The organism is Neobacillus sp. D3-1R, assembly GCF_052180215.1.
Classification (GTDB): Bacteria; Bacillota; Bacilli; order Bacillales; family Cytobacillaceae; genus Pseudoneobacillus.
Map to the genome: position 1 here is coordinate 3,623,785 of NZ_CP197471.1, position 23,446 is coordinate 3,647,230.

The window sequence follows — 23,446 nt, forward strand, 5'->3', positions numbered from 1 at the left end:
TATTCTTTTTCCTTGGCTTTTTCAAGGCATTTATATAGAGTTTAAATACTAAGAAAATTGCAAATTTATAGCTACTCGCGTTATTATAGTATATTTTATTCCCATTTAGAGTGTTCATACAGATTCCGTTATTATCGGTAACGGGCCAGCTAATCATTAACGCTTTAAAGCACCGGGGGTCTGACCCCCGGTGCTTTAAAGTGTTAGAGTGTTATTAGCATTCCTCTGGCGTACCAGCAACATTAGCCGTTCTAAACGATGAGCCGCAACCACAAGATGCAATGGCATTCGGATTGTCGATCGTGAATCCCCCACCCATCATGGATTGTTTATAATCAATTTTTGTCCCTTTTAAAATAGGAGCACTTTCTTCATCAACAAGAACTTTAATTCCAAATACTTCAAATTCTACGTCCTTTTCGCTTTTTTCTTGATCAAAGCCCATTCCATAGGACAAACCGCTACATCCGCCACCTTGCACCCCAACACGTAGGTAAGAACCTTCTTCTTCATTTTGTTTCATCATGTCTTTTATCTGCAAAGCGGCTGCTTCTGTAATTTCAACAATTGTTTCCATTAAATCTCCTCCATTGTTTTTAATTATCAGTATATACATGGCTTACTTATTACTCAACTATACCGCCTTTTCTTCATCTGAAATATATTTGCCAAAAATTGAAGATTTCCCCTGTTATTATAGTACTTTAATCCTGTTTTCATGTATAATGAATAGTATAAAAGTCTTGTTTGATACGATATTCTCCATCTATTTATCCTATTAAATTCCCAAAAGGAAGGTGATAATATGACTTTGCTCACTCCTCTTTACGATAAATCCTATGAATGCTTAGGGTGCAAGGAAAAATTCACGTCCAAAAAAGTCCGTTCTCGTTTTGTGAAAATCCTTCAATACGACACAGATTTTTGCCCATCCTACCATTCCGAGGAAAGCAATCCGATTTATTATCACATAAATGTATGTCCTGCCTGCGGATTTTCTTTTTCAGACGAGACAAGCAGATATTTCCCACCAAATTCATTAGATTTGATTAAGGAAAAAATCTCTAAACACTGGTCAGCACATCCATATGATGGTATCCGTACAACGGATGATGCGATCAATAGCTATAAACTGGCTATTTATTCCGCTACCTTAAAGCAGGAAAAACATATTGTTCTTGCAGGGATGTACTTAAGAATAGCATGGCTGTATCGGTCTTTAAAAAATAATGAACAAGAACAGCGTTTTATGAAGTTAGCTCTTCATGAATATATTCAATCTTATTCTGTAGATGATTTTAAAGGAACACAAATGTCTGAAGTAAAAATATTATATTTAATTGCTGAACTTTCGATTAGAACGGATGACTACAATCAAGCAGTAAAATATTTTTCAAAAGTAATTGAGATGCAAAAACGGTCTATCGAACCTCGCATCATTGAAATGGCGAAGGAACGTTGGTATGAAATTAGGGAAATTCAAAAGCATGCATAAAAAGAGTAGCAAAAAAGCTGGATGATCAGGTCATCCAGCTTTTTTATTATATATATATTAAAACATTGGGTTTTCATCTAAATATTTATATATATGATCGACGAGTTCGTCAGGTGTTTCTCCGGTTACAACATCACCATTAACAAGAGCATACAAAGTAGAGGCACATTTCCCACAGTAGCCAAGACAACCATATTCGATCACATCAAGATCTGGGTCTCTTTCTAACTGTTCTCTTGCTCTTTGCGCACCACTTGCAAGATTGCTTATACAAAATTCAATGATTGGTTTAATCATTCATTTCACCTCTTTATACTGAATTAATCCTAACCTGTTTTATAAAGAACGTCAATATTTTACAAGATGTATTTCATGCAAGAGTTTCTTGATTTTTATTCCTTATAACTAGGTTCTAATAGGGAATAATAAATAAATTGAATTGTCAATACTTTCATGAAACTGTTGTGATTTTGTCACAATTTAGTTATACTTTTTAATGGTTAAAATTTATCGGATCTATTCTCAAAATTGTTTATTTACAATTTGTTCGGGAACTAAGAATGAAGCTTCTGAGAGATAAAGGAGATAAACAATATGAAAAAACTAGTCATTCTTGGTGGCGGATATGGTGGAATGCGCATCTTAGATGAGCTTTTTAAAAATCTACCATCTGATGTCTCCATTACCCTGATTGATAGAGTTCCTTACCACTGCTTAAAGACGGAATACTATGCATTGGCTGCAGGCACTATATCCGATCAACATATTCGTGTTACCTTTCCTGAACACCCTCAATTAGAGGTTAAGTATGGGGAAGTAACAGAAATCGATTTAGAGAATAAAAAGGTTCTCTTAAAAGACGGAGTCGTTGCGTACGATGAATTGATCATTGGTCTTGGATGTGAAGACAAGTACCACGATGTTCCTGGTGCAAGTGAGTATACTTACAGCATTCAGTCGATTGAAAAATCGCGTCAAACCTACCAAGCTTTAAATAACTTAGCTCCCGGCTCAACCGTTGGAATTGTCGGAGCAGGACTAAGCGGCGTAGAACTGGCAAGTGAATTGAACGAAAGTCGACCAGACATCCATATTAAGTTATTTGATCGTGGAGAATTTATTCTTTCTGCTTTTCCTAAACGTCTAAGTGAATACGTACAAAACTGGTTTGATTCTCACGGGGTTGAAATTATCAATAAAGCGAATATTACACAGGTAGAGCCTAATCATTTGTTTAACCATGATACAGCTATTCCATGTGATATTATTGTTTGGACTGCGGGTATACAACCAAGTAAGGTTGTTCGTGACATGGATGTGGAAAAAGATAACCAAGGAAGGGTTACTCTGACTCCTAGACATCATCTGCCAACTGATGAAAACGTGTTTGTCATTGGTGACTGTGCAAGTTTACCGCACGCTCCAAGTGCTCAACTAGCAGAAGGACAAGCAGAACAAGTTGTTCAAGTATTACTTAAGCGCTGGAAAGGTGAAGAACCACCGGAAATTTTCCCTCCAATTAAATTAAAAGGGATTCTAGGTTCTTTAGGTAAAAAACATGGATTCGGTTTAGTCGCAGATCGTGCTATTACCGGACGAGTTGCTAGACTTATTAAATCAGGTATCCTGTGGATGTATAAATACCATAAAGGGTGATAAGAAAAGCACAAGCCCCCTTTATAAGCCACGACAAGTAAATGTCTATTGAAAAAAGGAGTTGGCCAATGGCCAACTCCTTTTATTCACTTGCGGTATATCCGTATTTTTCTAGTTCAGCATAAATCGTTTTTAATTTTGGATTGCCTTCTCCTACAACTTTACCCTCTAATAATACCACTGGGTAAAACATATCCTCTTCAATTACACGCTCCGCAAATTCTCTTTTTTCCGTATCTTCTGGCGGATTGTAAATATCGACATACGATATCGTAAAAGGCTGATTGGAATATTTTCTCGCAATGGCTGCTTCTAACCACTCGTATGTTTCTTTTGAAGACGGAAGGTTAACACAGCTCGGACATAACTGTTGGGCACCATATACAACAAGCTCTACCGTTTTTTTCTCCATTTCCCCCACCCTTTCTAATTTTCATTTTACAATATAAACATATCAAAAACCTAGTTATTTGTATGTATGCTCTTTTCACATAGCATTGTATTTAAGCTTTAGTCGTCCGTTGATTTCCGCTCCAGGCACTTGCTTTCCGCGGGGAGGGATGGGAGCCTCCTCGGCGTTACCGCCTGTGGGGTCTCCCACTTCCCTCTATTGCCCGCAGGAGTCAAGTGCCCTCCACTCCAATCAACTCAGATTATAAAATACAAATTTAACTAAAAGAAACTAGCTTTAAGAAACCATTCATTTTAAAAGTTTGTTGTCTTTGTAATAGATTTTTTATGCAAAAGGTTGACTGGAGCGGAAGGTGCGAGACTCCTGCGGGAGCAGCGGGACAGATGAGACCCCGCAGGCGCTTGGCGCTGAGGAGGCTCATCGCCCGCCCCGCGGAAAGCGAGCATCCTGGAGTGGAAGTCAACCACTACTCCATTAGCAATAATTCTTAAGAAAACAACTTTTTTTGAAAGAGAAGTTGCCAAATTCAAGAATAGATTTTTCAGCTGATAATGATTATAATAAAGTAGAAAGGAGTCGATAAAAATGTCAGGTCAAGATATAAAAGCAGAAGTTCAAGAAGTATTAGATAAATTACGCCCATTCCTTCTTCGTGACGGAGGAGATTGTGAGCTTGTAGATGTAGAAGACGGTATTGTTAAGCTTCGTTTATTAGGTGCTTGCGGAAGCTGTCCAAGTTCTACTATTACATTAAAAGCAGGTATTGAACGTGCTTTATTAGAAGAAGTACCAGGTGTAGTAGAAGTAGAACAAGTTTTCTAATTTTAATATAAAAACGCGATTCTTCAATAGAATCGCGTTTTTATTTTCGCTTAAGATACTATTAAATTTAATAAACGTAGCTTCCTCTCAAATCAATAGGAAGATGGGTAATCGTATGATTCGGGAAACATTCCTTTAGTGACTGTTGAAGAGATTCTCCATGACCCTTTTCAGCAAAAGCTAAAATGCTCGGTCCAGCACCACTTAATGCAATCCCAAATGCCCCATATTCTTTTGCGGCTTGTTCAAATTCCTCATACTCTGGTATAAGTCCTCTTCGATAAGGTTGATGAAATAGATCCCTTTCCATCATCAGACCAGCAACCTTCCAGTTTTTGCTCAGTAATGAGGCAACTAACACATTTCCTAGGGAGGATGCCTCGACTGCTTTTTGAAAAGATAAGTTTTCTGGTAAAACTTGTCTAGATTCTTTAGTTAGAAGGATACTCTTAGGTATAAAAGCAACGACTTCAAATGCTAAATCCTTAAAGGAAACAAGCTGAACATCCTGCCTAGAATAGCTCCCCACCACCAGACCTCCATATAGAGAGGCTCCAACATTATCAGGATGACCTTCCATTTCGGTTGCAATCTCTAACTTTTCTTGAAGAGAAAGTTCAAGTTTTCCTAATTGGTTTGCCAATTCAATACCCGCTACTATGGCGGCTGCACTGGATCCTAATCCTCTTGCTAATGGAATGCTTGACTCCATCTTTATGGAACAGGGTGAAAGTGCTACTCCTTTTTTTTGACTAACAAGTTTAGCTATTTGAAAGATGAAATGCGATTCATCCTTCGGCAGTCCGTCTAGTTCAGGAGATGAGGAAATGATTTCAAATCTATCTGAAGGACTTACCTCTAATGTTAAAAATAATCCTAGAGCTATTCCAATTGAATCAAATCCAGGTCCTAGATTAGCGGTACTAGCCGGTACCTTAATTGTAAATACCTTATTCATCCCTAACAGCTCCACGGATATGTTCGGCAACGATTTTCTCATTATTAGGAAGTGGAATAGGTTTTACCGCACTGCTGCTAATCGCTACATCAGGGTCCTTCAAGCCATTCCCAGTTAAAACAGCCACAATAGTAGAACCTTTTTGTAAACTCCCTTTTTGAAGCTGTTTGTAAATTCCAGCCAAAGATGCGCAGGAAGCTGGCTCAGCAAATACTCCCTCTTCTCTTGCCAAGGTACGGTACGCCGCTAGGATTTCGTCATCTGTTACGGCGTCTATTAACCCATTTGATTCTTCTACGGCAGCAGAAGCAAGTGTCCAGCTTGCTGGATTACCAATACGAATGGCTGTCGCAATCGTCTCAGGATGCTCAATCACACGATTATAGACGATGGCTGCCGCTCCTTCTGCCTCAAACCCAAACATCTTTGGCAAGCCAGTTCCTCTTTTTTCAGCATATTCTTTAAAACCTTTCCAATAGGCACTAATATTTCCCGCATTTCCAACGGGGATGGCTAGGATATCCGGTGCTTCTCCAAGCTGATCACAGACCTCAAATGCGGCTGTTTTTTGCCCTTCTAATCGGTAGGGATTGACTGAGTTGACGAGCGTCATAGCTTCCTTTTCACTAATATTTCGGACCATTTTTAACGCTTCATCAAAATTACCTTCAATCGAAATAATTTCAGCACCATACATCATGGCCTGTGCAAGCTTCCCAATCGCAATTTTCCCCTCCGGTATAACAATAATGCATCTTATTCCCGCTCTTGCGGCATAGGCTGCTGCAGAGGCTGATGTATTACCGGTTGAAGCACAAATAATGGTTTTACTTCCGACCTCCAATGCTTTTGCAACTGCCATAACCATTCCACGGTCCTTAAAGGAACCAGTAGGATTTGCTCCTTCAACCTTTACATACAGGTGGACTCCCCATTTTTTTGATAGATTTTCAAGATGAATGAGCGGAGTATTTCCTTCATTTAATGTTAATAAAGGAGTATTTGTATCAATTGGTAAAAACTCTCGATATTCAACTAACAAACCTCTCCATCTCATACAACTGAACTCCCTTCAACACGGTAACTACTTTTTATTTCGTCCACAAATGACAAATCACGTAGGATTGATAAAATATTTTGAAATTCACTAGATGATGCTTGGTGAGTAACTAGGACAATCTCTGCCACTTCATTTTTCTTAATTGGCAATTGTAGAATTTTTTCAAAACTAACCCCATGTTTTGCAAAGATGGAAGTGATTTCAGCAAAAACTCCGACTTCATCTTTTACATGGAGACGCAGGAAATACTTTGAAAACTTCTCATCCTCTTCTTTTAGTCGTTTTTCAAATTGTGGAGTGACTGCATTTTTCCCATTAACACCTAAGCGCATATTTTTCATCACGGCGACTAAATCGGATACAATCGCTGTGGCAGTTGGAAGACTTCCAGCTCCCGGTCCGTAAAACATCGTTTCTCCTACTGCTTCACCATAAACATAGATGGCATTGTATTCATTTTGCACAGAGGCTAACGGATGTCGATTCGATAATAATGTTGGCTGGACACTGACCTCCACTTTTTCACCGTCTCTGTGTGCTAATCCGATGAGTTTCATTGTGTAGCCGAGCTGCTTTCCGTACAGTAAATCCTCATCTGAAATTTGTGAGATACCACTTACTTTCACATCTTCTAAGTCAATTTTCATCGAAAAGCCTAATGTAGCTAGTATGGTCATTTTTCTAGCGGCATCTAAACCTTCTACATCTGCTGTAGGGTCTGATTCCGCATAACCCAATTCCTGTGCTTCTTTTAAAACCTCTTCATATGGTCTGCCTTCCTGACTCATTTTGGTTAAAATAAAGTTTGTTGTTCCATTGACAATTCCCATCATTTTTACGATACGATCGGAGGCTAAACCATCCACCAGTGTTCTAATAATAGGAATCCCGCCTGCAACGCTTGCTTCATAATATAAATCGCAGCCGCTTTTTGACGCAACCGTTAACAATTCTGACCCATGTAAAGCCATTAAATCTTTATTCGCTGTTACAACATGCTTTCCTTCTTGCAAGGCTTTGATGATGTAATTCTTTGTTTCCTCGATACCACCCATTACTTCAATCACAACATCAATATCGTTATCTAATAATATCTCATCAGGATCACTTGTTAACAGACTAGATTCTACTTGAACATGACGAATTTTAGTCAAATCCTGAACGAGGATTTTTTTTATTTTTACAGGACAACCTACTTGATGCATGAGCTTATCCTGATGATTCTCAATAATATTTACAACCCCGCTACCCACTGTTCCCAAACCTAATAATCCAATTGAAATGACCTCCATTTTTTCCACCTCTTCTTTGTCTTTTCTATAAATACATTTGTTTTTATATAGTAGACATTATAGAGGTAGTGCTAGCGATTTACAATGATAATTTTAAACATTTTTTATGTAATCGTTTTCAACACTTTTATAATAATATCAAGTAACTGCAGCGATTCTACTTAAATTTTCTCGAAAAAATAAGGTTACCCTCCTTTAGAGGATAACCCTATTTTTCTATCTAATAGCAGCCTGCCAGTCTTTATTTACGAGTGTCTTAGGAGTCTTTCTTTCTAAAACAGCACTTATGTTATCTAAACAAAGTTTCATCATGGTCATTCGTGTTTCTACACTGGAGCTTCCAATGTGCGGCAATGCCACTACATTGCTAAGCGTGAGTAGAGGATGGGATGATCGGATTGGTTCTACTTCAAATACATCTAATCCTGCACCGGCAATTTGGCCATTTACTAGAGCTTCATAAAGGTCTTGTTCATTTACGACAGGTCCACGTGCAGCATTCACAAATATAGCAGAAGGTTTCATTTGTTGAAATACTTCACGGGTAAATAAGTTTTTTGTCTCTTTGGTGAGGGGAGTTAAACAAACGATAAAGTCCGACTTTTTTATGAGGTCCTCAAATGGAGTATACTGAACACCTAATCGTTCCTCTGCCTCCAATTTACGGGTACGATTATTATAAAGAATATCCATTTCAAAACCAGTTGCCCGTTTTGCTACCGCTTCACCAATTTTCCCCATTCCAACAATCCCAATGGTCTTATGATGAACATCATGACCCGCTAATAAAAGCGGACTCCAGCTTTTCCACTGATCATTTTTGACAAATTCAGCTGCTTCCACGATACGTCTAGCAGTTGCTAACAATAAAGAAAACGTTAAATCTGCCGTAGTATCCGTTAATACATCTGGAGTATTACAAACAGCAATTCCTAATTCAGTTGCGGTTTGAATATCAATGTTATCAAATCCTACAGCTAAATTAGCAACTACTTTAAGCTTTTTAGCTGAGGTTAGTAAGTCTCGATCGATAGAATCGGAAAGCATCGTTAATAGAGCATCTGCTTGACTTGCTTCCTTTAATAAAATTTCTCTTGGAACAGGAATGTCCTCTTTATCCCACATACTGACTTCATACGTTTCTTGGATTTTACTCAACACATCATCTGGTAGTTTTCTTGTTATGAATATATAAGGTTTCATGCTATATCCCCTTCCAAAAGTATTAGCCACTGAATCTATCCTATTTCCAATTTTAGCACATATTTGAACGATTTGTATGATGTACGAACTATACTGGAATCCATTCAACTAAAGGAATTTTCATTTTTCGTATCGGGGCATCAGCAAGCTGATAAAATTCACCTAAAAACCTTTCGTATTCTCCAGTCGTTTGAAGGTGTTTTGCCAGTCTGTCTTCCAACCATTTTTTTTCTTGTTCCGATCTCGTAATGTAATAATTCTCAATACACTCAAAGTAATGCAGGGGAAAAAGTAGACGCGCATATAATAGCCTCCATGCAAAAGCAGATAATGGAGCTATTGTTTGGTATTCTTTATAAAAATTCCGAATGGATTGATGGTACACATGTTTGCTATCAAAATACTCTTCTCTTGTCCATTCAGCTAAGTCACGGCTCCGGTGATCGAATACCCAATCCATTGGATTTTTTAGTACAAAATCTTTCCCCCAACTATTTTTGGAAAATCTCTCATGACAAACCGTTCCATTGTCCATCTGCGCAGGATTTTCGTCAAGTTCTGTATCGACTAAATATTGAATAGCATTTTCAGTTAATCCCATATAGTATGGAAATGATTCAATAAACAATCGTTCAAAATCATTTTCCGGAACTTGATTGACCTTGCCTCTCCAAACGGACTCCATTTGGTCTAATCTTTTTTCCCATAATTGTTTCCATTGACCGATTCTACTTGTACGTTCCACTTTAAACGGAATGGTTAACCCACGCAGATGGAACTTTGCCAATTTCCTTCCTAATTGAAGATGATTCTGTTTTTCATTAAAACGTCCAGATAACAGGCAAAATGATTTTCCATCCATTTCGCTTAACAGTTTGCCATCCTTTGTTTGAATAAGATGGAGCACATAACGGTCGCCTGCTTGAACAAGGTGATTGGCCATTTCCTTCAATTCCAAAAGATGTTCTTGAGATTCCTTCAATGGAGCTAGTATATAAAATTTGTCTTTATGAATTAAGCCATTATAAGATCCCAATTGAAATTGCCGTTCTGATTGGATACCATAAAGTTCCTCAATGGATTTTGAATCCATACAAACACCCCTTTCCCTTATATACATATATATGTAAGAAGAATTTAATTTAATGTTTCCTTTTAAAAATGAAAGGGTATAAGTATTGATACGCTGGAAATGATGATAAAGTACTTTGGAAGTCATTTTCTTCATTTTTTTGCCTATTTTAAGTATGATAAAGATATAGTGAATATGAAAAGAAAAGGTGAATAATATGAGCAATTCTGATAAACTTAATAGCCCTGAGAATACGGCACGGCAGTGGATTCTAGATAGAGGAGTAACGATTCAAGATATTGCTGATTTGGTATATTACCTTCAGGAGAAATATCACCCTAATTTATCAATGGAAGATTGTATCCATAATGTAGAACGCGTTTTAACGAAACGTGAAGTTCAAAATGCCATCTTAACAGGAATTCAATTAGACATTCTTGCCGAAAAAGGGTTACTCGAAGAACCCCTACAAACTATAATTAAGGTCGATGAAGGTTTATATGGAGTTGACGAAATTTTAGCTTTTTCGATAGTAAATGTGTATGGTTCTATCGGGTTTACGAACTATGGTTACATTGATAAACAAAAACCAGGAATTTTGCAAAAATTAAATGATAAAACTTCTGGTGAATGTCATACTTTTTTAGATGATATCGTTGGAGCGATTGCAGCTGCGGCGTCAAGCCGTCTTGCACACAGAGCAGCTAACGCTGAATAAGAAAAGCGTAAGCACCTTGTTAAGCCCCGACAAGCAAATGTTCTCTAGCGTAAGAAGTCTGAACTTTGACATCTTACGCTAGAGGTTATTTGACCAAGGAAGAAGTGATCTTTCTTCTTCTATCGAGGGGCTAGGCGCTGGAGCTAGACAATTTTCGAGATGTTATACTTTCTTACCTAGTTTAAAAAATCCAGGTGAACTCATAGAGTCCACCTGGATTTTTTATGTTAGACTTCCCATTCACGTAATGAATCCACTACGTAAGTCGGCTGTTCTTTATATCCTGCTAATAATTCTTTTGTTGTTACTCCTGTATGAACAAGGAGTGTATCAATTCCTGCATTCATTCCAGCCATAATATCGGTATCATAATAATCACCAATCATAATCGTTTCTTCTTTATTAGTTCCTAAAACCTTTAAGGCCTGCTCCATAATAATCGATTCAGGTTTACCGATAAAGATTGGCTGAACCCCAGTTGAAACGGTTATGACAGATGTTAGAGAACCGTTTCCGGGTAATAATCCTCTTTCCGTTGGAATAGCGATATCTCCATTTGTTGAAATAAAAGTCGCACCATTTCTTACAGCTAAACAGGCAACAGCTAATTTTTCATAAGTTATTCCCCGGTCAATTCCAGTGACCACGAAGTCCGCATCCTCATTAGCAAGACGAAAACCTTTCTCTTCTAGCGCTGTTCGAATCCCTTCTTCACCTATAACATAAACACTAGCATCCTGTTTTTGTGAATAAATATAATTCGCGGTTGCTTGACTAGTAGTAAAAACGAGTTCTTCCGTAGCAGGAATACCAAATTCTAGTAGTTTTTTCGCTACTTGCCCTGGAGTCCTAGAAGAATTGTTTGTAACAAATAAATATGGGATCCCTTTATCGTGTAATTTTTTTACAAAATCAACTGCTTCTTCAATTTTTTCGGTCCCTCTATACATCGTTCCATCTAAATCAATCAAATATCCATTATATCTTTTCAAATCATACACCCCTATAAAGCTTCTTTATTCGTACCTATCATATAATGGCAGCAACTATCCCCTTTTGACATACTAGATATTTTATGGACATCCTCTGTTTGTAAAAGTTCTTTGTAAAATTTTTGTTCCATTGTACAAATATCTGGATAATCCTTAGCGATATCATAATACGGACAATTTCGCTGTTTAATGGTTGCCTTTTTTTCTTTTGTACCAATTTCCGTGACTTCTGCCATAAACCCTAGTTCCGATTGTATCTTCGCAATCTCATTGACTTGCTCTTCAAAGGATTTACCCTCTATACGATTGCGAAAACGATTTACTAGACGATTGTGTCTCATGACAATAGCATGATCAATTATACTAGAATCGATTCGATTAATCTCTTGTAAAAGTTCCATCCCAATCTGTTTATACATTTGCGGGAAGCATTCTTCACCTTGTTCAGTTAATTCAAAAGCTTTAGATGGCCTGCCCTTTTGATTCTTTCTCATAACCGTCGTAATGAACCCATCATTTTCTAACACTTCAATATGTCTTCTCACAGCCATTTCGGTAATATTGATCTGCTGCGATATTTCAATAATTGTCATCTGGTTATTTTCTTTTATAAGATTAAGAATTTTATCTTTTGTTGTGGTAGAGTTTGGTAGCATTCCGTTCACCTTCCTGCCCCCATTTTAGCTAATTAACGATGTATAAACAATGGATAAGATGTTAAATTTACTTGTCAAGATAGCTCGGTTCATTCTACCTCAACTCCACTTTGTCCGATAGACAGGTTCTATTGGACATTTGCTGGCTCCTGGTACTCCACTTTGTCCGATAGACGGGTTCTATTGGACATTTGCTGGCTCCTGGTTCTCCACTTTGTCCGATAGACAGGCTCTATTGGACATTTGCTGGCTCCTGGTTCTCCACTTTGTCCGATAGACAGGCTCTATTGGACATTTGCCTGCTCCTGGTACTCCACTTTGTCCGATACAAGGGCTCTATTGGACATTTGCTTGCCCCTGTAGAAATGCTAATTTAAATATGTACATTCTTGCTTGAATAAAAATGTACAAAATCGATTGCTCATTTCATACTAATCTTGGGGGGATTAGTATGTATATAACGCTAAATGTTGAAACTAATTTTGAGATTAAGAGTCTTTCAGACTTGCCAAAATTTAAACAACTAATGGAGCATTTAAAAATGAAAATTAATAAAAGTAAATTAGCAGAAGAATTAGGTGTGGATCGAAGAACGATTGATAAGTATCTGGGGGGATTTGTCCCGAAACGCAAACGAGAAAAGCCTTCTAAAATTGATGAATACTATGAAGTTATTGCAGCCCTTCTTAGCGAAGATTCAAAGCAGGTTTTTTATTATCGGCGAGTGCTTTGGCAATATCTTAAGGATAACCACGGTTTAAATTGTTCTGATTCTGCATTCCGTGCCTATATTGCACGAACACCAGAATTTAAAGCCTATTTTGAGGATGAGAAGCGTATTTCTTCCCCTACGGGGACGGTTCGTTTTGAAACACCTCCAGGCAAACAAGCTCAACTAGATTGGAAGGAAAGTATTCAGTTTGAAACAAAAGATGGGGAAAAAGTAGAAGTCAATGTTGCGGTGTTACTTCTATCGTATTCTAGATTCCGTGCTTTCTATTTAAGTATCTCTAAGTCTCAAAGTGTACTGCTCTCTTTTTTAACGGAGGCATTTGAAGCATTTGGAGGCGTACCCACTGAAATTGTAACGGATAATATGAAAACCGTAATGGACGAGGCAAGAACAGAATTTTCTGGCGGGAAAGTAAATTCAAAGTTTGAGCAGTTTGCGAAGGATTTTGGTTTTAAAGTAAAACCTTGTATTGCAGGCCGCCCAAGGACCAAAGGAAAAGTAGAATCAACGATGAAGTTATTAGATGAAATTCATGCTTACCAAGGGCAATTAACTTTAGAAGAGCTACATCAGTTTATACAAGATTTATGTAATCGAATTAATCACGAGTTGCATCAAGGAACAGGTAAAATACCGGTTTTTGAATTTAAAAAAGAAAGGAATCACTTACTCCAGCTACCAACTGAAAAAGTAAGAGATTCCTATCGCATCAAACATACACAAGTAAAAGTCAATGCGTCTAACATGATTTCCTACAAATCCAATCAATATTCGGTACCAGCCGAATACCGAGGAAAAAAAGTAGGCTTACAAGTGTACGATGAACAACTATGGATTTATTATAACACGAAACTCATCGCTCAACACTCAATCAGTAACGCAAAACTCAATTATCAGGAAGAACATTATAGAGAAAGTCTACTTGTTTCAGCCCCGTATTATCCTGAGATTGATGAATTAGCCAAACAAAATCTAGCAGCGATTGGAAAGGTGTATAAATAATGAATCCCGGTACAAATTATCAACATTTACTAAATAATTTAGAGTATTTAAAACTCAAACAAATGATGGTGCATCTAAATCAAGTTATAGATTTCAGCGTACAAAACCAATTATCATTTGTGGACACCCTTATTAAATTAACAAATTACGAAATTGATGTGCGTGAACAAAATATGATTCATTCTATGGTGAAGGTTGGAGCTTTTCCACATTTAAAAGAAGTGAAGGATTTTGACTTTGATTTTCAACCGTCCATCAATCAACAGCAAATTTTCGATTTTTTAACGTTACGATTTATTGAGAAAAATGAAAATATCGTCTTTTTAGGACCGAGTGGTGTTGGTAAAACCCACTTGGCCACATCAATTGGGATTCACGCAGCTAAGAAGAGAACAAGTACGTATTTTATCAAGTGCCATGATTTGATACAGAATCTGAAAAGAGCGAGGTTGGAAAATCACTTAGAAAATCGATTGAAACACTATGCAAAATATAAGCTTTTGATTATTGACGAAATTGGATATTTACCGATTGATCAAGAGGATGCGAAAATGTTTTTTCAACTTATTGATATGCGTTATGAAAAGCGCAGTACGATATTTACAACGAATATAAACTTTAAAGCATGGGATGAAGTCTTCCAGGAGCCAAAGCTAGCTAATGCGATATTAGATCGAATTTTACACCATGCGACTGTGGTGACAATGGTAGGCAATTCATATCGTTTAAAAGATCATTTAGCTAAAGAAAACGAGTAATTTTGTACATCCTTATACAAGCGAAATTGTACATATTTGTGTTGACATTTATACCCCTGGAACTCCAGTTTGTCCAATAGACGGGTTCTATTGGACATTTGCTGGCTCCTGGTTCTCCACTTTGTCCGATAGACAGGTTCTATTGGACATTTGCTGGCTCCTGGTTCTCCACTTTGTCCGATAGACGGGTTCTATTGGACATTTGCTGGCTCCTGGTACTCCACTTTGTCCGATAGACAGGTTCTATTTTTCACATGTCAAACAACTACCGGCTCCAATCAACATTTTCCAAAAATGCCAAAAGTCTTTAACAACGCCATAAAAAAAAGCCTATAGAGATTTTCATCCCTATAGGCTTTTACACATTAATCATTTTTAAAGGCTGATACTGGCCCTAATTCACTTTTTAGATAATTCCTGATACTTTGCGGAAAACTGGTAAAAGCATGCAGATGATCTTCAAATGCTTTTTTTATCTCTTCATGATTAATCTCAAGGTATTGTTGGACAAGATTTTTTCTAAATAAGATAATCTTTTTTAGACTATCCCCCATGTCATTTGACACAACCTTTTCATCCATTAAGATATCGACAATATCTTCATAGCTCCCAGGATCTCGCATGATAAAACCATCTATCATGGCATTACCGACATCAAGAATAGATTCTACTGCTGTATGAACAATTCTCTCAAGAGCCAATAATTCAATAGGAGATTTCCATTCTTGCACCGACTGAAATAATTGTAATTTTTCTTCTAGGTATTGCAATGTATTTTCAATTTTTTGCTGATCGACGAAATACATCTTCTTCACCTCATTTTGATTACACCATAGCTTGTCTGTTTTTTCAAAGTATTATTAGCACTTTAAGAGGATGCAGCACTTGCTTGTAATGCCTTTGGCCTTGCATAGAAAAAACCTTGTGCTAAATCTACTTTATTCCTTGAAAGGACTAAAGCCTCTTCAGCATTTTCTATACCTTCTGCCACAACTAGTGACCCTGTTTCCTTTGCGACTAATAATAATCCTTTTAACATCGATTCTTTAACAGAATTCTTATCAATATTCTGTATAACCGAACGGTCAATTTTTATAATATCTGGCATGACTTCACTGATTGTATTAAGACTAGCATATCCTGAGCCTGTATCATCAACTGCAATTCGGAAACCCATTGTACGAAGAATTTTAATGTTATAAACAAAATCCTTTATTTCTTCGATGGAATCACGTTCCGTAATCTCGATGGTGATTTGACTAGGAGAAATGCTTTTAAACTTTGTTAATAATTTCTTTACATCTCTAACAAATCGGCTATTTCCTAATGTTAAAGGCGTAAAATTAATAAAAAAGTCATGATAACTTCCTGATGCCTTAATTTGCTCTAATGTCTTTTCTAGAACAATCATTTCGAGCTCATATAACAGACCTGTTTGTCTAGCGACAGAAAATAATTGCAATGGACTTTCTAATACAGTCCCGCTTGGGCCTCGTGTTAACATTTCCCACGCTTTAATTTCACTCGTTTCCAAATCAATAATGGGTTGAGCTAATAATTTAATATCTTTTTGAGAGACAATTTTACTAATATTAAAAAACATTTCATTAAACTCGGATTGTACTTTTTTTTCAGCCATAGCCACTGCTTGTTGATGGGCTTTACATATAGCTTCTTGAACAGAATAATGTTTCTTTTCAACAAACATATAGCCTGTTTCAAATTGTGTCTGTACAGTAGGATATTCAATATTAATGTTTTTCTCCACTTCGAAAGAAATCTTCTTCATGATGGTATCGATTTCTGCCAAACAATCTCTTTTTTGATTGATACGAACGTAAAGAGATAACCCATCACTATAAAAATCATGCAAAGCAATAATTTCTTTTTTCTCAAAATGTTGATCCACAATCACTCTAAAATAATTTTTTAATCTTTGTGTGAAATTTTTATAATGAATTGGTCCTAATTGTTCATGGATGTCATGCAAATTTTTAATATTAAATACGATTACTGCCACTTCAAATCCGTCTTTAAAGGCATGTTTAATCCCTTGAGCAATAGGGTCCCTTAAGATAAACTGTGGTGGGAAATAGCGCATGCTTGTTTGTGGGAGAAAAATTTTCGCCCATTTAAGCAAACGCTTAAATTTTTCAACGTATAGACGGACCATTAGTTTCATTCCTCTCAGAAGTGAACGTTAAAATATTACCTATATTGTATCATATTTTGTAGAATTACGTATTTTTTCCTGTAGAAAAAATGACATAATTATGATACTCTTTCCATTCTTCTACAAATCTAAACAATTGTTATCGTATTATAACCTAAAATAACATGGAATAGTGGGTTTTTCTTGCTACTTATGATAAATTTAACCAAGTAGCATTATTTCTGTACAAACAAGCGGAGGTATATCATGAGTGAAAGAATTTTTTTATACGATGATAGAGAAGATACAAAGACTAGATTTGTCAGCTTTGTCGGAGAACATCAAAGATACGATTTAGCAATTACCTCAACACAGCGACATTATGGCAAGCAGCTAGTCCTAAATTTACAAGGAAACAAATACGCGATTCTTGGAGAAGACGATCTTAAAGAAGAGGGCTATCTAGAATATGCCTTTGATTTATCTGAAGAAGAAGCCGCAGAGTTAAGAGATTTTCTATACGAATGTATTTGATAAAATGTTTTCACGAGCTTCTGTTCATAATAATAAAAAAGCTATTTTCTGATTTTGTCGAAGCTTTTTTAACAGAGGTGAAAACATGAAGGATAAGGACAAAGAAGTTTACAGTGATTTTTCTAATGTTGAGGCTCAAAGAAACTTTTTAACAGTGAACCATATGCCAGAAGGACCTTATGGTGCTCCTGGTGGAGAAACAGAGCCTGTCCAAAACAAACGAACTCCGTGGAAAGAAGGGCAAAGATTTTATAGTGCCTTTAACTATGAATTCAAAACTTTCCATGAAAATCTTCCAAGGCAAATGGAGGGGGCACACCCTACACATGATGACCCCAAAACGGGGAAGCAACCACCTTACGAAGATTATCTGGAACATTAATTTATAAAAAGAGGGTGCCCTAAAAGTATAACTTTTAGAGGCACCCTCTTTTTATATAGTATTTTTGTCTTTCATCTTCTCGGGATGAAGGATATATTTTGGGGAAAACAGGATGATTTTTGTACTTCATAACCCCGATGAAGGACATTTCATGGAAAAACCGGTTGAGTTTTGTCCTTCATAACCCTGATGAAGGACATTTCATGGGAAAATCGGTTGAGTTTTGTCCTTCATATCCCCGATGAAGGACATTTCATGGAAAAACGGATGATTTTTGTCCTTCATAACACCGATGAAGGACATTTCCTAGGTAAACTAAACGAATTTTGTCCTTCATAACCCAGTAAGGATTATCAGCTGAATAAATCCGTTAATTATTTATTTACCCGCTTAAGGACAAAATAAGCACAGCCAAAATTACAATATTCGTAAAGATATTCGCTTAAGGTGCTTATTTTCGTATCAAATGTAGCTTTTTGATTTTGATCATCAAAAAAGCCTCTTAGTCGCAATTGGCCATAACCCCAATCCCCAACTATATAATCATAACGAGTTAAAATATCACTATATCTGGCACGAAAGGCTTCTTCATTAAAACCATCTCGATGCTCTTTCACTACTTCATACATTATATTATTAATTTGTATCATCTTTACACACCTCACTATATACAAATTCCATTATTTATCTGTTCATACTTTTCTTCATTATAACTCATTCACCATGAATTACTAAGAGAAAAAGTAAAAATCATGGTCATTCTATAAATGAGGGGGTGTTGAAAAGTGAACAAGATGTTCATGACTTTAGGATTAAGCGGTTTATTAGCGTTAACTGGTTGTGGTGCAAACGAAATGGCTGGTCGTGATGATATATACGAAGAGAGTGGCAATACGATAAATGTAAATGATGAAAGAGCAGATATTTATAATGTAAAAAACACAAATAATAGCGGAGACTTTGGTTATGTTAGACATCAAAAGAGTCCAATAAATGGCCGAAATAATGGCGATCATTATTTAGCGATTGACCGTGAAAAAGTGGCTGATAGTATTAGTAAATTAAGCACAGATATTCCGAATGTGCATGATGTTGCCACACTTGTAACAGACGAAGAAGTGTTAATTGCCTATAACACGGATAGTAAAGACCGCAATTTAACAGCAGACCAGGTAAAACGTACAGCTATGTCAGTTGTTCCAAGATTTTACCATGTGTATGTGACCGATAACCCTAATTTAATCAAAAATGTTGAGAGCTACGCTACATTAGACTCAAATAGTCGAAATATCGATAGCATAGTTGATCAACTTATTGTTCAGATGCTTAAGTCTCCTCAAGGGCGACCGATGAGTGATTCCGAAAACGAAAACGGAGTTACCAAAGATGAAATGGATGACAAACCCGATCGAGGCTATAGCCCACATACAACAAAAATGCAAAATCGCTAAAAAAGGTCTATATATATAAAAAGCGGAAGCCATTAAGCTTCCGCCTTTTTATTATGCTTCTTTTACTTCCATCTCTGATAGTTCTTGCTTTTTCTTAGCAGCTGCATTCACTTGTTCGTCTGCATGGTAAGAGGAACGCACAAGTGGACCTGCTTCACAATGACTAAAGCCTTTTGTCATAGCGATATCTCTTAATTCTTTAAATTCATCCGGACTATAATATTTCTCTACTTTTAAGTGTTTTTTGGTTGGTTGCAGATATTGCCCAATTGTTAGGATATCTACATGATTTGCACGCAAATCATCCATTGCTTGAATAATTTCTTCCTTTGTTTCGCCAAGACCAATCATAATGCTTGATTTAGTTGGAGTTTCAGGCAACATTTCTTTCGCTCGACGCAAAAATTCAAGGGAACGGTCATATTGAGCGCGCGCTCTAATTCTTGGAGTGAGTCTTCTTACCGTTTCAATATTATGATTTAAAATATCCGGTTTTGCTTCCATTAAGGTTCTTAAGTTTTCTTCTACTCCACCCATATCGGATGGTAAAACCTCGATGGACGTGAATGGATTTTTTCTTCTGACTGCTCGTACGGTTTCCGCAAAAACAGCAGCTCCTCCATCTTTTAAATCGTCCCTTGCTACTGCTGTAATAACGACATGTTTTAGGTTCATGTGGAAAACGGATTCTGCCACACGCTCGGGCTCTTTTAAGTCCAGTTCGGTTGGTAATCCAGTTTTTACCGCACAAAAACGGCACGCACGCGTACAAACATCTCCTAAAATCATAAAGGTGGCAGTTCTACGGACAGCCCAGCACTCATGGATATTAGGACACTTTGCTTCTTCACAAACCGTATGAAGGTTTTTTTCCCTCATCATCTTCTTCAAGCCGGTGTAATTTTCATTGGTATTTAACTTTATTTTTAACCATTCAGGTTTTCTTAAGTGCTCGCTCTTACTCAAAATCATCCCACCCCTTAATAATAAAAAGTGATTCCTTCTTATGCCACTTTATCATACTAAAAATAGATGAACAAGCTAGAGAAATTTTCATTTTCCAATATTTAAAGAACATTTTATGACTAAATAAATGCAGAATATAGTTATACATGACTTTCGGAAGGGAGGATTAAAATGAAGAACGTTATTGTATTATTTCTCTCATTTTTTCTTGTCTGTTCACTTTCTCCGTCTAAAATAAAAGCAGAGGAAGAAAAGGATATTTACACAGAAAGATTACAGCTATATAAAAAAGTAGAAGCTGTGACACAAATCCCATGGTATTATTTTGCCGCAATCGATCAATATGAGCGAAATATACGTCAAGTTCGAAGGGACTTACCAAAACCAACGGGATTAATTGGGATTTATTTTCAGCCTGAACAATGGTCTGGATTATTGAATCCAAACCCTAGAGATGAAAATCCTAGTTCCATTCAATTTTTCGATGGAATTGGCTTTGATGGTGATGGAGATGGTAAGGCGAGTCTATCCAATGATGAGGATGTTCTCCACGCTTTTGCTAATTATCTCCTTTCTTATGGAATTGACCATGACAACATAAAAATTGGATTATGGAACTATTATAAGCGTGATAAAACAGTAGGAATTATTGTCGGAAAAGCCCAAATATATAAGCATTTAGGGCGTTTAGACTTAGATGCTCATTCTTTTCCTGTCCCACTAAGAAGTAACCATAGTTATAAAAATACATGGGGTGACGCTAGAGGTTGGGGTGGCAGACGAATTCATGAAGGGACAGATATTTTTGCCGATTACGGAGTTCCTGTACGCGCAACGAGCTATGGAATCGTCGAAATGAAAGGATGGAACCGTTATGGTGGATGGAGAATTGGTATTAGAGATATTAATAATACTTACCACTATTTTGCCCATCTAAGTGGATTTGCGAAGGACTTAAAAGTTGGTCAAATAGTTGAACCGGGTATGCTGATTGGTGGGGTTGGCAGCTCCGGTTATGGACCACCAGGAACATCTGGAAAATTCCCCCCGCATCTTCATTATGGAATGTATAAAGATAATGGTTATACAGAATGGTCATACGATCCGTATCCACATTTAAGACTTTGGGAAAGACAAGAAAGAATACGGAATCGACAAAAGCGGTAGCGCCTTGTTAGCCCCGACAAGCAAAGGTTCTCTAACCCAAGAAGTCGTTTTTTGACTTCATGGGTTAGAGGTTATTTGACCAAGGAAGAAGTGACTTTTCTTCTTCCATCGAGGGGCTAGGCGCTAGAGCTAGATGAGAAAAAAATAGAGAGTGGACTTTTAGTCCTCCCTCTATTTTTTCGATTTATTTTTTACTCTTTACTACTGCATTGGTTACACTAACTGCGAGGCCACCCCATATAATGACTATCCCAACAATCATCATTGTAATTGCACTTGCTGACATATTAAGAGACCTCCTTTTCTTGTTCACTAGGAACAGTTAATGCATTTTTATCCCATTTGAATAACATAAATAGGATACCTACAACTAATGCTCCTGCAGCTACCAACCAGCCTGAACTAATAACAAAGCCTGTTGGGTAACCCCCATAATTTTCTTTTATGTTTGTAATAAAGTTTTGAATCATCATATAACCAAGAACGATTGGTGTGATAATACTTAAGCATATTCTCCACCAAGAACCAAGTCTTACGTCAGAAACGCTATTAGCATGTGCTTGAAGATTTTTAAGTTCTTTCACAACCCAAGCTACTAATACTACTTCTACAAATCCAGCTACTACGATACCAAATTGATTAATGAAATTATCAGCTGCATCTAGGAAATATAGACCGCCATTTGTGGCAAATAAAATCGAAAGAAGTGCTGAAATTCCTCCACCAAAAGCTACTGCTTTATTACGGGATACTTTGAATTTATCTTGAACCCCAGCGATATAGGTTTCTACAATCGAAATTAAAGACGTTAACCCAGCTAGAGATAAGCATAAGAAGAATGCTACTCCGAAAAATTCATTAAATGCTGGGAATTCATTAATTATTTGTGGGAATACAACGAATGCTAACCCTACACCAGCAGATACAACTTCACTAACAGGTACACCTTGCTGTGCAGCCATAAATCCTAAAGCTGAGAAAACACCAATACCAGCTAATAATTCAAAACCAGAATTTGCGAAACCGGTAATAAAAGCACTGTTTGTAAGGTCTGTTTTCTTTGGTAAATAACTAGAATAAGTAATCATAATAGCAAAACCGATCGATAAACTAAAGAAAATCTGACCATAAGCAGCAACCCAAACTTTTGGACTAGCAATTTTGCTCCAGTCTGGTTTAAAGAAAGCATCTAACCCTTGTGCTGCACCATCTAAAGTTAAGGCGCGAACAACGATAATTAAGAATAACACGACAAGTGTAGGAATCATTACTTTATTCGCTAGTTCAATTCCTTTTTTAACACCTTTAAATAAAACACCTAATGTAACAATCCAAACTAATACTAACGGAATAAATACTCCAGGTACTACTCCACCAATTTGTCCTGGCTTTTCAGCAAGGTGTAAAAAATCTCCAAAAAGGAAATCACCTGGTTCTTTCCCCCAAGCTAGGCTTAAAGAGAATTTAGAATAAGAGAAGGCCCATGCAATAATAACAGCATAATACGTTGAAATCACGAAAGATATAGCTAATTGCCACCAACCAAGCCATTCAGACTTTTTGCTAAGGCGAGCTATGGATAGTGGAGCAGATCCTTTATATTTGTGACCTAAAGTGAATTCAAGAATTAGTAGTGGAATACCTGCTGTAAGTAGTGCAAATAAATACGGTAAGAAGAATGCTCCTCCTCCATTTTCATAGGCAACAGCTGGGAAACGCCAAATGTTTCCTAGTCCAACTGCTGAACCCACTGCCGCTAAGATAAAGCCAGCTCTCGTTCCCCATTGTGGACGATTTTCCATAAATTTTTTCCCCCTGTGCTTCCATAAATTTCTAAAATAAATAGAAAGTTTGGAAGTTTTATTATTTTCTGACTATTTAGTATAATCTATGACTAGTATAGCCACTTTTAGGACACAAGTCAAAACATTATTTTAAAAAATTCAGTAGTTTTTTTTACCAGCT

Annotated in this window: 26 protein-coding genes; 10 read left to right on the plus strand and 16 right to left on the minus strand. The window is 36.9% G+C overall.

Annotation, left to right across the window (positions count from 1 at the left end):
- Positions 1–214: 214 nt before the first annotated feature.
- On the minus strand, positions 215–577 hold the full coding sequence (locus tag ACSBPO_RS18635; protein WP_442595928.1) for a HesB/IscA family protein: 363 nt from the start codon (positions 575–577) through the stop codon (positions 215–217).
- Between the two features lie 228 nt (positions 578–805).
- On the opposite strand from ACSBPO_RS18635, the gene ACSBPO_RS18640 reads away from it, so the two are divergent.
- Complete coding sequence (locus tag ACSBPO_RS18640) at positions 806–1,495, plus strand: DUF2225 domain-containing protein (protein WP_442595930.1); 690 nt, start codon at positions 806–808, stop codon at positions 1,493–1,495.
- A gap of 57 nt (positions 1,496–1,552) precedes the next feature.
- Here ACSBPO_RS18640 and ACSBPO_RS18645 read toward each other — a convergent pair whose 3' ends face one another.
- On the minus strand, positions 1,553–1,792 hold the full coding sequence (locus ACSBPO_RS18645) for a YuzB family protein (RefSeq protein WP_442595932.1): 240 nt from the start codon (positions 1,790–1,792) through the stop codon (positions 1,553–1,555).
- Between the two features lie 297 nt (positions 1,793–2,089).
- Here ACSBPO_RS18645 and ACSBPO_RS18650 point away from each other — a divergent pair, with 297 nt between their 5' ends.
- Positions 2,090–3,151: an NAD(P)/FAD-dependent oxidoreductase gene (locus ACSBPO_RS18650; RefSeq protein WP_442595934.1), complete on the plus strand. Its 1,062-nt coding sequence runs from the start codon at positions 2,090–2,092 to the stop codon at positions 3,149–3,151.
- 82 nt (positions 3,152–3,233) lie between these two features.
- Here ACSBPO_RS18650 and ACSBPO_RS18655 read toward each other — a convergent pair whose 3' ends face one another.
- The gene (locus ACSBPO_RS18655; protein ID WP_442595936.1) at positions 3,234–3,563 is read right to left on the minus strand and encodes a YuzD family protein; all 330 of its coding nucleotides are present in this window, start codon (positions 3,561–3,563) and stop codon (positions 3,234–3,236) included.
- Between the two features lie 585 nt (positions 3,564–4,148).
- On the opposite strand from ACSBPO_RS18655, the gene ACSBPO_RS18660 reads away from it, so the two are divergent.
- Positions 4,149–4,385, plus strand: a complete 237-nt coding sequence (locus ACSBPO_RS18660) for a NifU family protein (RefSeq protein ID WP_442595938.1) — start codon at positions 4,149–4,151, stop codon at positions 4,383–4,385.
- A gap of 67 nt (positions 4,386–4,452) precedes the next feature.
- Here the strand turns inward: ACSBPO_RS18660 and thrB are convergent, their stop codons facing one another.
- From thrB to yutH, 5 genes are all read right to left on the minus strand, one after another.
- A complete protein-coding gene (gene thrB, locus ACSBPO_RS18665) occupies positions 4,453–5,343 on the minus strand; it encodes a homoserine kinase (protein WP_442595940.1) in 891 nt (296 codons plus the stop codon).
- The gene (gene thrC, locus ACSBPO_RS18670) at positions 5,336–6,400 is read right to left on the minus strand and encodes a threonine synthase (protein ID WP_442595942.1); all 1,065 of its coding nucleotides are present in this window, start codon (positions 6,398–6,400) and stop codon (positions 5,336–5,338) included. Before thrC ends, thrB begins: the two co-directional genes overlap by 8 nt.
- Complete coding sequence (locus tag ACSBPO_RS18675; RefSeq protein ID WP_442595944.1) at positions 6,397–7,695, minus strand: homoserine dehydrogenase; 1,299 nt, start codon at positions 7,693–7,695, stop codon at positions 6,397–6,399. The genes thrC and ACSBPO_RS18675 overlap by 4 nt, the downstream gene beginning before the upstream one ends.
- Positions 7,696–7,911: 216 nt before the next feature.
- Positions 7,912–8,898 carry a 2-hydroxyacid dehydrogenase gene (locus ACSBPO_RS18680; protein WP_442595946.1) on the minus strand — a complete coding sequence of 329 codons (987 nt, stop codon included), beginning with the start codon at positions 8,896–8,898 and terminating at the stop codon, positions 7,912–7,914.
- Positions 8,899–8,986: 88 nt separating this feature from the next.
- The gene (yutH, locus tag ACSBPO_RS18685; RefSeq protein ID WP_442595948.1) at positions 8,987–9,991 is read right to left on the minus strand and encodes a spore coat putative kinase YutH; all 1,005 of its coding nucleotides are present in this window, start codon (positions 9,989–9,991) and stop codon (positions 8,987–8,989) included.
- 196 nt (positions 9,992–10,187) lie between these two features.
- Here yutH and ACSBPO_RS18690 point away from each other — a divergent pair, with 196 nt between their 5' ends.
- The gene (locus ACSBPO_RS18690) at positions 10,188–10,688 is read left to right on the plus strand and encodes a phosphatidylglycerophosphatase A family protein (protein WP_442595950.1); all 501 of its coding nucleotides are present in this window, start codon (positions 10,188–10,190) and stop codon (positions 10,686–10,688) included.
- Positions 10,689–10,915: 227 nt separating this feature from the next.
- Here ACSBPO_RS18690 and ACSBPO_RS18695 read toward each other — a convergent pair whose 3' ends face one another.
- Positions 10,916–11,680 carry a TIGR01457 family HAD-type hydrolase gene (locus ACSBPO_RS18695; protein ID WP_442595952.1) on the minus strand — a complete coding sequence of 255 codons (765 nt, stop codon included), beginning with the start codon at positions 11,678–11,680 and terminating at the stop codon, positions 10,916–10,918.
- An 11-nt stretch (positions 11,681–11,691) separates the two neighbouring features.
- Complete coding sequence (locus ACSBPO_RS18700) at positions 11,692–12,336, minus strand: helix-turn-helix transcriptional regulator (protein WP_442600407.1); 645 nt, start codon at positions 12,334–12,336, stop codon at positions 11,692–11,694.
- A 451-nt stretch (positions 12,337–12,787) separates the two neighbouring features.
- Here ACSBPO_RS18700 and istA point away from each other — a divergent pair, with 451 nt between their 5' ends.
- Positions 12,788–14,071 (plus strand): IS21 family transposase, encoded by a 1,284-nt coding sequence (istA, locus tag ACSBPO_RS18705; RefSeq protein ID WP_442594257.1) that lies wholly within the window; start codon positions 12,788–12,790, stop codon positions 14,069–14,071.
- Positions 14,071–14,829 (plus strand): IS21-like element helper ATPase IstB, encoded by a 759-nt coding sequence (gene istB / locus ACSBPO_RS18710; RefSeq protein ID WP_442594255.1) that lies wholly within the window; start codon positions 14,071–14,073, stop codon positions 14,827–14,829. Before istA ends, istB begins: the two co-directional genes overlap by 1 nt.
- A gap of 365 nt (positions 14,830–15,194) precedes the next feature.
- On the opposite strand, the gene hepT is transcribed toward istB, so the two are convergent.
- Positions 15,195–15,635 carry a type VII toxin-antitoxin system HepT family RNase toxin gene (gene hepT, locus ACSBPO_RS18715; RefSeq protein WP_442595954.1) on the minus strand — a complete coding sequence of 147 codons (441 nt, stop codon included), beginning with the start codon at positions 15,633–15,635 and terminating at the stop codon, positions 15,195–15,197.
- Between the two features lie 62 nt (positions 15,636–15,697).
- Entirely contained in the window at positions 15,698–17,002 is a 1,305-nt protein-coding gene (locus ACSBPO_RS18720; RefSeq protein WP_442595956.1) for an EAL domain-containing protein, read from the minus strand.
- Between the two features lie 246 nt (positions 17,003–17,248).
- Between ACSBPO_RS18720 and ACSBPO_RS18725 the strand changes: the two genes are divergently transcribed.
- Complete coding sequence (locus tag ACSBPO_RS18725) at positions 17,249–17,515, plus strand: DUF3055 domain-containing protein (protein ID WP_442595958.1); 267 nt, start codon at positions 17,249–17,251, stop codon at positions 17,513–17,515.
- A gap of 85 nt (positions 17,516–17,600) precedes the next feature.
- Entirely contained in the window at positions 17,601–17,897 is a 297-nt protein-coding gene (locus tag ACSBPO_RS18730; protein ID WP_442595960.1) for a cytosolic protein, read from the plus strand.
- Between the two features lie 374 nt (positions 17,898–18,271).
- Here the strand turns inward: ACSBPO_RS18730 and ACSBPO_RS18735 are convergent, their stop codons facing one another.
- Entirely contained in the window at positions 18,272–18,547 is a 276-nt protein-coding gene (locus ACSBPO_RS18735; RefSeq protein ID WP_442595962.1) for a YutD family protein, read from the minus strand.
- A gap of 135 nt (positions 18,548–18,682) precedes the next feature.
- Here ACSBPO_RS18735 and ACSBPO_RS18740 point away from each other — a divergent pair, with 135 nt between their 5' ends.
- Entirely contained in the window at positions 18,683–19,348 is a 666-nt protein-coding gene (locus ACSBPO_RS18740) for a YhcN/YlaJ family sporulation lipoprotein (protein WP_442595964.1), read from the plus strand.
- A gap of 51 nt (positions 19,349–19,399) precedes the next feature.
- Here the strand turns inward: ACSBPO_RS18740 and lipA are convergent, their stop codons facing one another.
- Entirely contained in the window at positions 19,400–20,320 is a 921-nt protein-coding gene (gene lipA, locus ACSBPO_RS18745) for a lipoyl synthase (protein WP_442595966.1), read from the minus strand.
- A 165-nt stretch (positions 20,321–20,485) separates the two neighbouring features.
- Here lipA and ACSBPO_RS18750 point away from each other — a divergent pair, with 165 nt between their 5' ends.
- A complete protein-coding gene (locus ACSBPO_RS18750) occupies positions 20,486–21,481 on the plus strand; it encodes a M23 family metallopeptidase (RefSeq protein ID WP_442595968.1) in 996 nt (331 codons plus the stop codon).
- Between the two features lie 184 nt (positions 21,482–21,665).
- Here the strand turns inward: ACSBPO_RS18750 and ACSBPO_RS18755 are convergent, their stop codons facing one another.
- On the minus strand, positions 21,666–21,767 hold the full coding sequence (locus tag ACSBPO_RS18755; protein WP_442595970.1) for a methionine/alanine import family NSS transporter small subunit: 102 nt from the start codon (positions 21,765–21,767) through the stop codon (positions 21,666–21,668).
- Between the two features lies 1 nt (position 21,768).
- The gene (locus tag ACSBPO_RS18760; protein WP_442595972.1) at positions 21,769–23,283 is read right to left on the minus strand and encodes a sodium-dependent transporter; all 1,515 of its coding nucleotides are present in this window, start codon (positions 23,281–23,283) and stop codon (positions 21,769–21,771) included.
- Positions 23,284–23,446 lie beyond the last annotated feature (163 nt).

What these genes read in the sequence shown, in the direction of transcription:
- istA (WP_442594257.1), top strand. Translation starts at nt 12,788, where the DNA reads ATGTATATAACGCTAAATGTTGAAACTAATTTTGAGATTAAGAGTCTT.
- ACSBPO_RS18640 (WP_442595930.1), top strand. Translation starts at nt 806, where the DNA reads ATGACTTTGCTCACTCCTCTTTACGATAAATCCTATGAATGCTTAGGG.
- thrC (WP_442595942.1), bottom strand. Translation starts at nt 6,400, where the DNA reads ATGAGATGGAGAGGTTTGTTAGTTGAATATCGAGAGTTTTTACCAATT.
- hepT (WP_442595954.1), bottom strand. Translation starts at nt 15,635, where the DNA reads ATGTATTTCGTCGATCAGCAAAAAATTGAAAATACATTGCAATACCTA.
- ACSBPO_RS18655 (WP_442595936.1), bottom strand. Translation starts at nt 3,563, where the DNA reads ATGGAGAAAAAAACGGTAGAGCTTGTTGTATATGGTGCCCAACAGTTA.
- ACSBPO_RS18725 (WP_442595958.1), top strand. Translation starts at nt 17,249, where the DNA reads ATGAGTGAAAGAATTTTTTTATACGATGATAGAGAAGATACAAAGACT.
- ACSBPO_RS18690 (WP_442595950.1), top strand. Translation starts at nt 10,188, where the DNA reads ATGAGCAATTCTGATAAACTTAATAGCCCTGAGAATACGGCACGGCAG.
- ACSBPO_RS18760 (WP_442595972.1), bottom strand. Translation starts at nt 23,283, where the DNA reads ATGGAAAATCGTCCACAATGGGGAACGAGAGCTGGCTTTATCTTAGCG.
- ACSBPO_RS18650 (WP_442595934.1), top strand. Translation starts at nt 2,090, where the DNA reads ATGAAAAAACTAGTCATTCTTGGTGGCGGATATGGTGGAATGCGCATC.
- lipA (WP_442595966.1), bottom strand. Translation starts at nt 20,320, where the DNA reads ATGATTTTGAGTAAGAGCGAGCACTTAAGAAAACCTGAATGGTTAAAA.
- ACSBPO_RS18700 (WP_442600407.1), bottom strand. Translation starts at nt 12,336, where the DNA reads ATGCTACCAAACTCTACCACAACAAAAGATAAAATTCTTAATCTTATA.
- istB (WP_442594255.1), top strand. Translation starts at nt 14,071, where the DNA reads ATGAATCCCGGTACAAATTATCAACATTTACTAAATAATTTAGAGTAT.
- ACSBPO_RS18680 (WP_442595946.1), bottom strand. Translation starts at nt 8,898, where the DNA reads ATGAAACCTTATATATTCATAACAAGAAAACTACCAGATGATGTGTTG.
- ACSBPO_RS18660 (WP_442595938.1), top strand. Translation starts at nt 4,149, where the DNA reads ATGTCAGGTCAAGATATAAAAGCAGAAGTTCAAGAAGTATTAGATAAA.
- ACSBPO_RS18635 (WP_442595928.1), bottom strand. Translation starts at nt 577, where the DNA reads ATGGAAACAATTGTTGAAATTACAGAAGCAGCCGCTTTGCAGATAAAA.
- ACSBPO_RS18720 (WP_442595956.1), bottom strand. Translation starts at nt 17,002, where the DNA reads ATGGTCCGTCTATACGTTGAAAAATTTAAGCGTTTGCTTAAATGGGCG.
- ACSBPO_RS18645 (WP_442595932.1), bottom strand. Translation starts at nt 1,792, where the DNA reads ATGATTAAACCAATCATTGAATTTTGTATAAGCAATCTTGCAAGTGGT.
- thrB (WP_442595940.1), bottom strand. Translation starts at nt 5,343, where the DNA reads ATGAATAAGGTATTTACAATTAAGGTACCGGCTAGTACCGCTAATCTA.
- ACSBPO_RS18755 (WP_442595970.1), bottom strand. Translation starts at nt 21,767, where the DNA reads ATGTCAGCAAGTGCAATTACAATGATGATTGTTGGGATAGTCATTATA.
- ACSBPO_RS18750 (WP_442595968.1), top strand. Translation starts at nt 20,486, where the DNA reads ATGAAGAACGTTATTGTATTATTTCTCTCATTTTTTCTTGTCTGTTCA.
- ACSBPO_RS18735 (WP_442595962.1), bottom strand. Translation starts at nt 18,547, where the DNA reads ATGATACAAATTAATAATATAATGTATGAAGTAGTGAAAGAGCATCGA.
- ACSBPO_RS18730 (WP_442595960.1), top strand. Translation starts at nt 17,601, where the DNA reads ATGAAGGATAAGGACAAAGAAGTTTACAGTGATTTTTCTAATGTTGAG.
- ACSBPO_RS18675 (WP_442595944.1), bottom strand. Translation starts at nt 7,695, where the DNA reads ATGGAGGTCATTTCAATTGGATTATTAGGTTTGGGAACAGTGGGTAGC.
- yutH (WP_442595948.1), bottom strand. Translation starts at nt 9,991, where the DNA reads ATGGATTCAAAATCCATTGAGGAACTTTATGGTATCCAATCAGAACGG.